13 protein-coding genes are annotated in these 13259 nt (G+C 27.4%); 7 read left to right on the top strand and 6 right to left on the bottom strand.

The window, feature by feature from the left end:
- Positions 1-14: 14 nt before the first annotated feature.
- Positions 15-1319 (top strand): polysaccharide deacetylase family protein, encoded by a 1305-nt coding sequence (locus ACFOWD_RS06285; protein ID WP_377409026.1) that lies wholly within the window; start codon positions 15-17, stop codon positions 1317-1319.
- Positions 1320-1322: 3 nt separating this feature from the next.
- A complete protein-coding gene (locus ACFOWD_RS06290) occupies positions 1323-2228 on the top strand; it encodes a hypothetical protein (RefSeq protein WP_377409028.1) in 906 nt (301 codons plus the stop codon).
- Here the strand turns inward: ACFOWD_RS06290 and ACFOWD_RS06295 are convergent.
- Together ACFOWD_RS06295 and ACFOWD_RS06300 are read right to left on the bottom strand one after the other, a co-directional pair.
- Positions 2208-3473, bottom strand: coding sequence for an oligosaccharide flippase family protein (locus ACFOWD_RS06295; protein WP_377409030.1), 1266 nt, complete (start codon positions 3471-3473; stop codon positions 2208-2210). The genes ACFOWD_RS06290 and ACFOWD_RS06295 overlap by 21 nt on opposite strands.
- A complete protein-coding gene (locus ACFOWD_RS06300) occupies positions 3470-4615 on the bottom strand; it encodes a glycosyltransferase family 4 protein (protein WP_377409031.1) in 1146 nt (381 codons plus the stop codon). The genes ACFOWD_RS06295 and ACFOWD_RS06300 overlap by 4 nt, the downstream gene beginning before the upstream one ends.
- A 76-nt stretch (positions 4616-4691) precedes the next feature.
- On the opposite strand from ACFOWD_RS06300, the gene ACFOWD_RS06305 reads away from it, so the two are divergent.
- The 4 genes from ACFOWD_RS06305 to ACFOWD_RS06320 are packed head-to-tail and all read left to right on the top strand — an operon-like array spanning position 4692 to position 8105.
- The gene (locus ACFOWD_RS06305) at positions 4692-5375 is read left to right on the top strand and encodes a YjjG family noncanonical pyrimidine nucleotidase (protein WP_377409033.1); all 684 of its coding nucleotides are present in this window, start codon (positions 4692-4694) and stop codon (positions 5373-5375) included.
- A gap of 24 nt (positions 5376-5399) precedes the next feature.
- On the top strand, positions 5400-5945 hold the full coding sequence (locus tag ACFOWD_RS06310) for a hypothetical protein (protein WP_377409035.1): 546 nt from the start codon (positions 5400-5402) through the stop codon (positions 5943-5945).
- A gap of 2 nt (positions 5946-5947) precedes the next feature.
- Positions 5948-7324: a DUF5723 family protein gene (locus ACFOWD_RS06315; RefSeq protein WP_377409037.1), complete on the top strand. Its 1377-nt coding sequence runs from the start codon at positions 5948-5950 to the stop codon at positions 7322-7324.
- A 1-nt stretch (position 7325) separates the two neighbouring features.
- Positions 7326-8105, top strand: coding sequence for a hypothetical protein (locus ACFOWD_RS06320; RefSeq protein WP_377409039.1), 780 nt, complete (start codon positions 7326-7328; stop codon positions 8103-8105).
- On the opposite strand, the gene ACFOWD_RS06325 is transcribed toward ACFOWD_RS06320, so the two are convergent.
- A complete protein-coding gene (locus ACFOWD_RS06325) occupies positions 8102-9373 on the bottom strand; it encodes a replication-associated recombination protein A (protein WP_377409040.1) in 1272 nt (423 codons plus the stop codon). The two genes, ACFOWD_RS06320 and ACFOWD_RS06325, sit on opposite strands and share 4 nt — an antisense overlap.
- Positions 9374-9448: 75 nt before the next feature.
- Between ACFOWD_RS06325 and ACFOWD_RS06330 the strand changes: the two genes are divergently transcribed.
- Positions 9449-10108, top strand: a complete 660-nt coding sequence (locus ACFOWD_RS06330; RefSeq protein WP_377409042.1) for a rhomboid family intramembrane serine protease — start codon at positions 9449-9451, stop codon at positions 10106-10108.
- An 11-nt stretch (positions 10109-10119) separates the two neighbouring features.
- Here ACFOWD_RS06330 and rlmB read toward each other — a convergent pair whose 3' ends face one another.
- The 3 genes from rlmB to ACFOWD_RS06345 form a co-directional block, all read right to left on the bottom strand.
- Positions 10120-10857, bottom strand: a complete 738-nt coding sequence (gene rlmB / locus ACFOWD_RS06335; protein ID WP_377409044.1) for a 23S rRNA (guanosine(2251)-2'-O)-methyltransferase RlmB — start codon at positions 10855-10857, stop codon at positions 10120-10122.
- A gap of 62 nt (positions 10858-10919) precedes the next feature.
- Positions 10920-11684: a hypothetical protein gene (locus ACFOWD_RS06340; RefSeq protein ID WP_377409045.1), complete on the bottom strand. Its 765-nt coding sequence runs from the start codon at positions 11682-11684 to the stop codon at positions 10920-10922.
- Positions 11685-11744: 60 nt separating this feature from the next.
- A complete protein-coding gene (locus ACFOWD_RS06345; protein WP_377409047.1) occupies positions 11745-13238 on the bottom strand; it encodes a RagB/SusD family nutrient uptake outer membrane protein in 1494 nt (497 codons plus the stop codon).
- Positions 13239-13259: the final 21 nt, after the last annotated feature.

Below are 13259 nucleotides of genomic sequence, written 5' to 3' on the forward strand. Positions count from 1 at the left end.
ACTGAATACGAAAAATGTTATTAGTTTATTCACACAGAATTACACCAAGAATTCGTTATATTTTTAAACATATTTTAACAAGAACATTGTTAATTCCTGTTTCGTTTACTTCTAAAGTAGAAGATTTTGTGGCTCACAATGGGTTAAAGTTATCTTATACAAAAACAGCTTTAGGAAGTGAATTTTTTATAAAATCTAATGATTTGTTATTTGAACAAGGTGTAAATGATTTAGAAATAAATGTTCAAAAATGGGATGATGTACCCTGTTTCTTTGCAACCAATATAAACTCGAGCTTACCTTTTGATATTTTTGCAGCAAGTTTTTATTTAATAACTAGATATGAAGAATATTTGCCTCATGTTAAAGACACTCATGGACGTTTTACAGCAGAACAAAGTTTAGCATTTAAATACAAATTTTTAGAGAAACCAGTTATAGATATTTGGAGCTATAAATTTCTATCACTTTTAAAAGAGAGGTTTCCAGATTATACCTATAAAACTAGAAAGTATAATTATATTTCTACAATAGATATAGATAATGCTTATGCATATAAACATAAGAGTTTTATCAGAGGATTTGGAGGGTTTTTTATGGATGTCTTTCGTTTTAAATTAAGAGATGTTTGGAATAGAACAGCTGTTAATTTAAATCTTAAAAAAGATCCTTTTAATACATTTAATGAGTTATTAAGTTTTAAGAAAGAGTTTAATATTAAAACTATTTTCTTTTTTTCTATTGGAGATTATACAACGTTTGATACAAATGTTTCAGCATCAAAAAACAAATACAAATTACTTATTAAGAATGTTCAAGATTATGCATTAGTTGGTTTACATCCATCCTATTTTACAATGAATAATGCAAGTATGCTAAAAAAGGAAAAAGGACGGTTAGAAAACATTACTAATACAACTATAAAAAAATCTAGACAGCATTATTTAAGATTTAATCTACCAGAAACCTATCAACAATTAATAGATTTAGAAATTGATGAAGAGTATTCTATGGGTTATGCAAGTAATGTAGGTTTTAGAGCAAGTACATGTACTCCTTTTTATTTTTATGATTTAGATTTTGAAATACAAACTCCTTTAAAAGTTTTTCCTTTTGCTTTAATGGACACTACATTAAACGATTATTTAAAGCTTACACCTAAACAATCTTTAGGAAAAATAAGAGACTTAAGAAACGAAATAAAAGCTGTAAACGGAACTTTTATAACATTATTCCATAACGAAAGTTTAAGTGACTATTTGCGTTGGAAAGGTTGGAAACGTTTGTATGAATCTATGTTAAAAATAGCTACAGCTTAATACATGATTAGATTAATCAAAAGACATCAGTTAGACGAAATTAAATACAATAATTGTATTAAAAAATCTTTACAATCTAGAGTGTATGCCTTTTCTTGGTATTTAGATATAGCTTGTAAAAATTGGGACATTTTAATCTTAAATGATTACGAGGCTGTTATGCCAATTCCTTGGCGAAAAAAATTAGGAATTAAATATGTGTATCCTCCTTTTTGGATTTTAGAATTAGGTATCTTTTCTATAAATACCAATGTAAAAGTTGATGAATTTTTACAAGAAGCAAAGTTGTATTTTAAATATATAGAGAGTTTTTTAAATACAGACAGTGTTGTTGAAAATCCGTTAAATTTAAAAAAGAGAACTTTACAAAAGCTTCAACTTCAAGAAAACTACGAAGCTATAGTAGATAATTACAGAAAAGATAGAAAAAAAGATTTAAGAAGAGCCAAAGAATATTTATTAAAAGAAAAATGGCATGATCGTCCTGAAAATTTGATTGAACTATTTAAAGAAAATGTAGGTTTACGTACACCAAAAATTGGTAAAAAGGATTATGATATTTTATTAAGAATTATACAAGAATGTATTAAAAATGGAGTAGGAGAGATGCTTTCAATTTATAACCCATATGAAACTTTAGTAGCCTCAGCTTTTTTAATAAAATATAAAGAAACAGTTACAATTTTAGTTTCATCTACCGATTTTAATAATAGAAAAAATGGAGCAAATACTTTTTTAATTGACAGCGCTATTTTTAAATACCATAAGGAGTTTAAAACCTTTAATTTTGGTGGTTCCTCAATAAAATCAATCGCAAATTATTTTTTAAGTTTTGGGGCTAAAACAGATAATTATTATCAATTTAAAAGTAATAATCTTGCAAAATTATTAACCCTTTTTAAGAAGTAGCTTTTTATATAATTTTATAAATAGTAAATAAGATAATAAGCCAGTAAACCACATTAATATGGCAGAAGTTATTGCTGTACCTTTAATACCATATTTAGGTATTAAATAAAAATTAGCACAAATATTTATAACTAAAGCTAAAGTTGCTATGTAGTAATTTAAATGTGCTTTACCTATAGAAGATAAAAGATTACCAAACAATCCTCTTAAAATAAAAATTCCGCAAATACCAATCATTAGAATTATAAAAGTGTCAGAAAATTGAGTAAATTCTTTATCTAATAAGCCTAATATTTGAAAAGAAAATAACCAGGAAAATAGTAGTACTAATATGCTTACTACAGTAAAAAAAAGAACATAACTTTTAATGTATTTAAAAATATATCGAGCGTCATAAATTTTCTCAGTAAAAGCAACAAAATCAGTAGCAATAAATACTCTTGGTAAAAATAACAAGCTAAAAGGAATTATAGAGACATACCTGTAATTGGTAACCATTTCTGTATTTGATAATATAAAACCAATTAATAAAATATCAATAACAAACAAAAGTTGAGTTACTACATTAGATAGACTAGCAAAAAAACCATATTTCCAAAATTGAAAATTAATTACTTTAGTTTTTTTATAAATTAAATTATTAATGTTTAATGATTTAAAGAAAATTATAGAAGTGAGTAAAGGTGTTAATAATAAAGCAATAGCATACCCTAATTCTTTGTATAAATAACTTAATACTAAGACACTTAATAACAAAATAATACTTTGTACTCCTTCTGTAAAGGCAAAAGATTTATTATTATGTTGTAATCTAAATTGCGCTCTAATAATCTCTAATAAATAACTTGGAATAATTGTAAAAGAGAGCAAAACAACATAAAAAAGAGTGTTTTCAAATTTAAAATTTATAAATAAACTTATGCTAATAACTATGGTAATTAAAACCAAACAAGCTACTATACCTTTTTTAAAAACATAGGCTAAAATAGAATCTTTATCTTCAGAAGATTTAGCCAATGCTCCATATCTTATTAAACTTTGATGTAACCCAAAACCACTTATAGGAATTACAAATAATATAATATTATAAGCAAACAAAACAACACCTAAAGCATCATTTTCTATAAATTTTAGCGCAATCCAAGAAGCGATAAAAGATAGCACTCTACCTAATATAGTTGCTAAAAAAACATAGCTTCCAGATCTATTTAGAAAATTTTTTATGTATTGAATAATTATATTCACTTAGCTATATTTTTTACTGCTTTTTGATATAAATTATTAAAACTATTAGCAATTACTAATTCACTAAAATTATTTTTTACATATTGATGCATTATTCTTTTATCTGCAATTTTATGTTTTTTGTAATAAATGTTCAGAATCTCTTTTAACAATAATTCTTCATTATTTTTTGATATTAAAGTTCCAAAATTTTCTGGAAAATATTCTTTTATTCCTCCTACATTAGTAGAGATTACAGGTACACCACAAGAAAACGCTTCTAAAATAACACAAGGTAAATTTTCGTAATTACTAAAAAGTACAAATACATCTGCTTTTTGTAAATGAGTTGCTATTTCTTTATGTGGAATCTGATTTATGAATTCTATATTTTTAGAATCTATTCCTAATCTTTTTGCAAAATCAATATATTTAATAGAATTATCTCCAATTAACTTCAGACAAAAATCTATAGATTCTGATTGTAGTTTTGAAATTACATGTAAAATGCCTTCTACATTTTTGTGTTCGTTAATCATATTTGATATATGAATAATCGTAAATCTCTCTTCTTTTTTTTCTAATGGAAAAAATAGATCTGTATTTACAACATTAGGGACTTTTGTATAATTACCCTTTAATGGAATCTTTTTTAAAGAATCTGCTAAATCATTTGAAACAGGGCAAACAAATTCAGCACTTTTGGTTATTAAATTAGATATTTTATTCTGAAAAAAAGAAATGTTTTTAGCTTGTGGTTGGTGATAAACTGTCCAATGTTCTGAAATAATGTATGGTTTATTAAACCTCTTTTTTAAATATAAACTAAATATACCAAAAGGATAAATTTCGTTTAAATGAACAACATCTATTGAATCTATTTTTGAATATATTTTTTTAAAAATCTTAAAGAAGGTTAATGCTTTTAAAAAAACATTTTTTTGAAGATTAACATAAGCTAAGTAAGTAATTAAATTTTCTTCTTTAGAAACTATTATTTCTTCTTTTCCTGCCAACTTTTCATCTGTAACAATGTGTATAACAGACACATTGTTAAGCTTAGCAACAGCTTTTGCATGTCTTTCAATAAAATCGCCATTTGTTGGTAAAACTCTAGAAGGATACCATCCACATAAAAATAATACTGATAATTTTTTTTGCAAAAAAAAAGATTTAATTAAAACAAATATAACAACTAATTAATGGAATTTTTATCTAATAATAGTTACTTTTAAAGCCATGAAAATAGAACACGTATTTTTCGATTTAGATCATACCCTTTGGGATTTTGAAAAAAATTCTGATTTAGCTTTCCAAAAGATTTTTACAGAACAAAATATAACTATAGATATAGACTCTTTTCTTTACGTTTATAAACCTTTAAATAGAGAATTTTGGAGGCTTTATAGAGAAGAAAAAATATCTAAAGAAGATTTAAGATATCAAAGACTTAAAACCGCATTTGATAAAATTAATTTTTCGGTTTCAGACAAGCTTATAAATAAAATAGCTATATATTATATAGACTATTTACCTCACTTTAACCATTTGTTTAATTATACTTTCGATATTTTAGATTATTTAAAAGAAAAATATAGACTACATATAATTACTAATGGTTTTGAAGAAATTCAGACCAAAAAAATGAAATCTTCAAATATTTTAAATTACTTCGAAAATGTAATTACATCTGAATCTGTAGGTGTTAAAAAACCGAATCCTAAAGTTTTTCATCATGCATTAAAATTAGCGAATGCAACTGCAAATTCTTCAATTATGATTGGAGATAGTATAGAAGCAGACATTAAAGGAGCTTTAAATATAGGTATGGAAGTGTTACACTGTAATTTTGAAAACGAAATGATACAAACTAAAGATTTTAATAGTATAAAATCGCTAATAGAAATTAAACAATATCTGTAAGATAAAGTTCGTTTTAATCATTATATGAAATTTTCAAAACTTATTTTCCTTTTTGTTTTATGCTTTTCTTTAACCTCTTGTTATGAAAAACTAGATTTTGATCAACTAGACAATTATGTCTATGAGCCAATTTTTACTTCTTCTTTAACTTCTTTTACTTTAGTTCCTGGACAATTTTTTAATAGTCAAGGAGTTCAAGAAAACAGTATAGTTGATGAAACCAGGTTTGAGATTTTTGAAACTAACATTGTTAAAGATAATGTTGTTCAGCTTGATTTTTATGCAGAAATAAAAAATGAATTTGATAGAGATGTAACTATCAATATTGATTTTTTAGATGATAATGATAGAGAAATTTATACTTTTTCTACAATTAATGTAAGATCTGGTGAATTAAATTTCACGTATTTAGAAGAAATAGAAATTTCTCAAAATCCAGATATAGTAAATGTAACAAAAGTAAAAATTGAAGCATCTTTAGAAAATACAGGAACTCAGATGAATCCTAATAGTACAGAAGAATTTGAGTTTAAATCTTCTGTTACAGCTTACATACAAACTAAGCTCTAAAAATGAAAAAAATCATCTTTTTTATAATACTACTCATTACAATTAAAATGAGTTCACAAAATAAACAAGTATTGTATGATTTTGCAGATTTACCTCAAACGCTTCTTTTAAACCCAGCAATAGAACCAAATTATAAATTTCATACAGGTTTACCTTTATTGTCTGGTATTTCTTCACATATAGGTTCTAAAAATTTTACACTTACAGATATTTTTGCAAACGATGGTAGAAATATAAATGATAAGATATCTTCTGTAATAAATTCTATATCCTCAAGAGACTTTGTAGCTATAAATACACAAATAGAAATTATAAATGCAGGATTTCGTTTAAGAGATAATTATTACATCAATTTTGGGTTTTATCAAGAAATAGATGCAATTGGATATTTTCCTAGAGATTTACTAGTGTTCTTTAATGAAGGTAATGCAACAAATCTTAATAGACCATTTAGTGCTTCTCACATAAGGTATAAATTTGATTATTTGGGGGTATTACATGCTGGTATTTCAAAAAAAATTAATGATAAGCTTTCAGTAGGAGGTAGATTAAAAATCTATTCGTCTTCAATAAATTTACAATCGAATAATAACACAGGTACTTTTACCACAGTAAATGGACAAAGTAGTATATATAGACACGTTTTTAGTAATGTAAATGTAAACTTATTAACCTCTGGATTAATAGAGAATAATGAATATATAGATGATGCTTCATCAATTGTAAAAAATACTTTTTTTGGTAGTAATGCTAATGTAGGATTGGGTTTTGATTTTGGGTTAAACTATAAAATTTCTGATCAATTACAATTTTCTGCAAGTCTTTTAGATATTGGATTTATTACTTATAAAAACAATGTAAAAAATACAAGAATTCGTGGAGATCATATATTTGAAGGTGTAGATTTTGAGTATGATGCAAATAGTAATATAGATTATTGGGCACAAATAGATCAAGCTTTTAAAGATCAATTACCAAATACAGAAGATCAAGTTGCATATACATCATTTAGGCCAGTTAAATTAAATGCAGCTTTAAAATATAGTTTTGGGGAACAAAGACGATTATTATGTTATGATGATGTTTATAAAGACTACTATACAGATGCATTAGGTGTTCAATTATTTAATGTTTTTAGACCTTTAAGTCCACAACTGGCATTAACTGCTTTTTACGAAAAAGCGATATCAAAAAAAACAAGAACTAAAATTACATATACCATTGATGATTTTTCTTATGCAAATATTGGTTTTGGTTTTTCTACTCAAGTAAGCAAACTTAATTTTTATGCATTGGTAGATAATATCTTAGAATTTAGTAATTTGTCATCTGCAAATAGTATTTCTTTCCAATTAGGTTTTAATCTTATATTTAATTAAAATGATACAAAAGACATTCTTACTTTTATTCTTAATGTGCTGTGGAATCCATTTTTCACAAGAAGTAGATTTAAGTAGCTATAAGTATATTATTGTTCCAGAAAAGTTTGACTTTCTTAAAGAGAATGATCAATATCAAACAAGTTCTATTACTAAGTTTTTATTACAAAAAAAAGGATTTAAGGTTTTTATAGAAAATGAAACATTACCCTCTGAAGTTATAGAAAATAGATGTTTAGCACTTACTGCTAATGTTTTAGATAAATCTAACATGTTAACTATAAAGAGTGTTATTGAGTTAAAAGATTGTTTTGGTAAAACTGTTTATATTTCAAAAGTTGGTAAAACTAAAATAAAAGATTACAAAAGAGGATATCAAGAAGCAATAAGACAAGCTTTTGAAACAATGACTGGTTTAAGGTATAGTTATGTGCCAAAAAAAGAGGTTGTAGAAGATAAAGTAATAAAGGAAAGCGTTACTAAAAAAGACGCTACAAAAATTGATATTAAGCCAGAAAACCCTACAAAAAAGATAATACCAACAAATCCAATTGTAAAGTCAGATGGTTTTCCATTATTATATGCACAAAAGACAGATAATGGATTTCAATTAGTTAATTTAAAACCAGAGTTGGTGTTTACTTTATTAAAAACCTCGAAAGAAAATACATATATTCTAAAAAGTAAAAATGGAATAATCTTTAAAAGTGGATTATTTTGGATAGCAGAATACTATAAAGCTGATAAAATAGTTCAAGAAAAATATCAAATTAAATTTTAATACCCATACTTATTTTTCCATCTATTTTTTAGTACTTCTTTAAATTGGTTTTCTCTAGAATTATTGCCTGGTTTGTAAATTTTAGTGCCAGATATTTCATCAGGTAAATACTCTTGATCTATAAAGTTATTAGCATAGTCATGGGCATACTTGTAATTTTTTCCATAATCTAGATCTTTCATTAATTTAGTGGGTGCATTTCTTAAATGGAGAGGTATAGATAAATCACCTGTTTTTTGCACGATACTTTGAGCATCTTTTATTGCCAAATAAGAGGCATTACTTTTTGGTGAGTTTGCTAAATATACAGCACATTGACTTAGTAGAATTCTAGATTCAGGATTACCAATAACAGAAACTGCTTGAAAAGTATTATTTGCAAGAATTAAAGCAGTTGGGTTTGCATTACCAATATCTTCTGAAGCTGCTATTAATAACCTTCTAGCTATAAATTTTACATCTTCTCCAGCTTCTATCATTCTTGCTAACCAATACACTGCTGCATTTGGATCACTACCACGAATTGATTTTATAAATGCAGATATTATATCATAATGTTGCTCACCAGTTTTGTCATACCTAGTTGTATTTTTCTGAATTTTTTCTAAAACAAGTTTATTTGTAATTTCTATTTCATCTTCAGACGCAACTAAAAGTTCAAAAATATTTAGCAATTTTCTTGCATCTCCACTAGAGACTTGCAATAATGCATCAATTTCTTTTAAAGTAATTTTTTTAGAAGACAATATCTCATCTTCTTTCATTGCCCTTTCTAAAAGTTGTTTAAAATCATTTTTGTCAAAAGAATTTAAAATGTAAACTTGACATCTAGAAAGTAGGGCAGGTATCACTTCAAAACTTGGGTTTTCAGTTGTGGCACCTAATAAAGTTACCCATCCTTTTTCTACAGCACCAAGTAAAGAGTCTTGTTGAGATTTACTAAATCTATGAATTTCATCTATAAATAGAATAGGATTTTTAGAAGTAAAAAGGCCACCACTTTTTTTAGCTTTTTCAATAACATCTCTAACATCTTTTACTCCCGAACTTATAGCACTTAAAGTATAAAAAGGTCTTTTAGATTCTGTTGCTATAATATTTGCCAAGGTAGTTTTACCAATTCCTGGAGGACCCCAAAGTATTAAAGAAGGAATTATACCTTGTTTAATTAAATTAGTTAAAACTCCTTTTTTGCCAACCAAATGTTGCTGACTAATGTAGTCTTCTAATTTTTTAGGTCTAATTCTTTCTGCCAAAGGTGCATTCATAAAGTAAAAATAGAAAAGATTTCTGACAGATTTTGTTTTATTTTATTTTGGGTTAATTTTTGTTATTATTATACCATGGATAATGAGTTAAAATTTAATAGAGAAGTTTTTGTAATTCCTGCAATTATTGTTTTTTCTATATGGTTTATTTATTGGGTAGAAATACAATTTGGATTCAATTTTAATAAATTTGGTATTTATCCAAGAACTTTTAAAGGTTTTAAAGGGATTTTTTTAACACATTTTATACATAGCAACACAAATCATCTTTTTAATAATTCTGTGCCCTTATTTGTGCTTATAAGTAGTATTTTATATTTCTATAGAGATATTGCATATAAAGTTTTATTTTTTGGAACTATTATTACAGGATTATTAACATGGTGTTTTGCAAGAGAATCTTATCATATAGGAGCAAGTGGAGTAGTTTATATGTTATTTAGTTTTGTGTTTTTTAGTGGAATTATTCGAAAGCATTATAGATTAGTAGCTTTATCTTTTATCATTATTTTTTTATATGGCAGTATGATTTGGTATGTTTTACCAATAAAAGAAGGTATTTCTTGGGAAGGCCATTTATCTGGATTTATGGTAGGAGTATTTTTTTCTTTATTATATAGAAATAAAGGAATAACAATAGAGGAGTACCAATTCTCAAGAACAGAGTTTGATGATATGTTTGATGAAGATGGTAATTTTTTACCAAAGAAAAAAGAGGAAATAAAAGTAGAGTAGTGTTGGTAATCTTATTTTCTTTGTCTTATTGCCTCATATAAAAATACACCACAAGCAACAGATACGTTTAAAGATTCTATTTCACCTAGTAATGGTAATTTTGCTTTATAATCAACCATTTTTAATACTGATGGATTTATCCCTTTTGCTTCAGAACCCATAATAATTGCTAGAGGTTGGTTATAATTAAAATCATAAACAGAAGTATCTGTTTTTTCTGTAGCTGCAACTGTTTTTATATCATATGCCTGCAATAAAAATAAAGCATCTTTAATATGATCTACTTTACAAATAGGAATTTTAAAAGCGGCTCCAGCTGATGTTTTAATGGTCTCAGCATTAACTGGTGCACTCCCATTTTTTTGAATAATGATTGCATCTACTCCAGTACATTCTGCAGTTCTTATAATAGCACCAAAGTTTCTTACATCAGATAGTTGGTCTAAAATTAAAAGTAAAGGAGTCTTTTCTTTTTTATTAATGGTTTCAAGAAGTACTTCTAAATCATAAAATTTTATTGGAGAAATTTGTGCAACTGCACCTTGATGATTATTGTTTTTAGATAACCTATCTAATTTCTCTACAGGAACTGTACTTGTTGCAATTTTATTTGACTTTATTAGTTTATCTAGTTCGTAATATAAATTACCTCGTAAACCTTTTTGTAAATAAATTTTATTAATAGAAGCATCACTCTCTATTGCTTCAATTATTGCTCTAATTCCAAATATATTTTGTGATTTTTCCATAATGTAAAAAAAAGCGTAATTAAAAAATTACGCTTTTTTATGAATTTATTATTTACAAATAATTAATTAACTGTAAAAGGAACTGAAGCTCCAGCACCATATGCACCATTTGTTGAATAAACAGTAATGTTACCTGGTAATGTTACTAAACAAGCACCAGCACCATCTTGGTAAGCATCATAAATCTGGAAAGTATAACTTCCAGGAGCTAAACAACCTGCAGCATTTTGCGTACTATTTCTAGCTAATCCAGCATAACCTCCCCAAGGAGCAGGTAAACCACCACCACCAGTAGTAGTTCCATTAGAAAGTACAGTAGCTCCATTAGCATCTCTAATTCTCCAGAATACTTCTTCTGGATATCTGTCTAATGTAATAGCAACTCTTACTTTTTGCTCTCCTGTTGGACAAGCTCTAGATACATTTAATCTAAATGACTCACCTGTAGCAACTTCTGGAGTAGCTTCTAAATTAACAGTAATTCCTTTATCTAAAGCTGCATCTAAATTAATATCACTTACAGCAATTGTAAAACTACCTTCAGTAGAACCAGCAGGAATGGTTACAGAAGCAGGAATAGTATAAGCAGCAGCATCTAAAGTTACATTACTTGTAACTAAATTTAATACTCTGTCTGTAGACGTAGTATTTGTTGCATATACTTTAACTTCTCTGTTTAAAGTACCTCCTGGAGGAACTTCCATTGGTTTTTCAAAAGCTTCTAAAGAAGCATATGATGTACCTTGAGGCTCTAAATCTGCAGTTTCACATGCACTTAGCATTACTAAAGCTGATAAAGCTGCAAAGTAAAATTTTAATTTTTTCATATTAAATTATCTTTTTAGAACAGTGAGAAAAGTATAGACTTTTCTCACTGTTTAATTTTATTAATTATTTTGTGTTGAGATGAATGGATTAAACTGAATCTCTCCTTCTGGAATTTCAAAAGTTAATCTTTCATCATTGTAAGGAATAGAAGCTCCAACAAAAGAAAGGTGATTTGTACCTCTTGTAATTGTAGCTCTGTTACGCTTCATAGCTAAGTAACTTTTACCTTCTCCCCAAAGTTCGATTCTAGTTTGTAAGTAAATTTCATCTAATAAAGCATTTCCAGATAAAGCATCTATATAAGAAGCATCAGGAACTCTTTGACTAACAACGTTTTTCAAGTAAGTTCTTGCAGCAGCATCGTTTCCAGCTCTAGCTCCCATTTCAGCAGCTAATAAGTGCATTTCTGCAACTCTCATGTAAACGTAATCTGCTTTAACAATTCTTGAAGTACCATATCTAGTTCTGTCTGAATCATAAAACTTATCTAATGGCATTAAGTGAGTATAAGAACCTGGACTATTTGTAAATTGAGCCTTTCTTACGTCATTTGCAGGAATTTGTGCAAATAAACCATCATCTATAGCTTTAGCATCACCAAATGCTGGGTAACTATAACTAAAGTAATCCATTTGACCCCACCATGATACAAGGCCTAAACCTAATTCATCGTTTAAGTCAACACCCCACATCCATCCTGGAGTATTCACATTGTTGAATCCACCAGTAACTTCTGTTCCACTCATTAATGTATAACCACCAGAAATAGCAGCTACTGCCATATTATGAGCTTTTAAAGGATCTGTACCTCTAGCACCTAAAACATATGCATAAATACCTTGAGCAACAGATTTGTTGATCTCAGTTTTGTTAGATCTGTTAAATCCATCTAAGTAAGCAATTGCTTCTGTTAAATCTTTTTCCATTAAGTCATAGATTTCAGCAGCAGTTACTTTTGGTCCATTAGGTGTAATAGCATCTGTATAGATAGGTAAAATTTCTTCTGTAGCATCATATTCTTTTTGATAGAATTGAGTCAAATAGAAATAAGCATGAGCTCTTAAAGCTTTCGCTTGTCCCATAATATATTTACCTTCTGCATTACCTGGAACAGCATCTGTACCACCTAATCCATCAATTACTTCGTTACAACCTCTTACGATTCTGTAGTAGTATCTCCATACTTGTCTGTTATCACCAAAAGTAAAATCTAAAGGTGCTTGCATTTCAGTAATAGAAGCTCTATACCAACCATAAGTACTTACACTTAAAGCCATATCACTAGATAACATATCACTAAATACGTCATAAGATTTATGACCAAAGTCATCGTGTCCACCAGTACCACCTGTACCAGTTGTAAATGTAAGTGAATACACACCTGACATTAATGCTCCTGTAACACCTGGGTCAACTGCTGCAGCTTGTTCTAATTGAGAACTTGTAAGTGATGCAGAACCCTCTAAAGCAGGATCTTCTAGGAAATCATCTCCACAACTAAAACCAGTTATTACGAAAACTGATAATAATCCGAATTTAAAAAATTTATTCATTTTTTTTTCTTTAAAATTTAT

The organism is Polaribacter marinivivus (genome assembly GCF_042651285.1).
In the GTDB taxonomy this organism is placed as follows: domain Bacteria; phylum Bacteroidota; class Bacteroidia; order Flavobacteriales; family Flavobacteriaceae; genus Polaribacter; species Polaribacter marinivivus.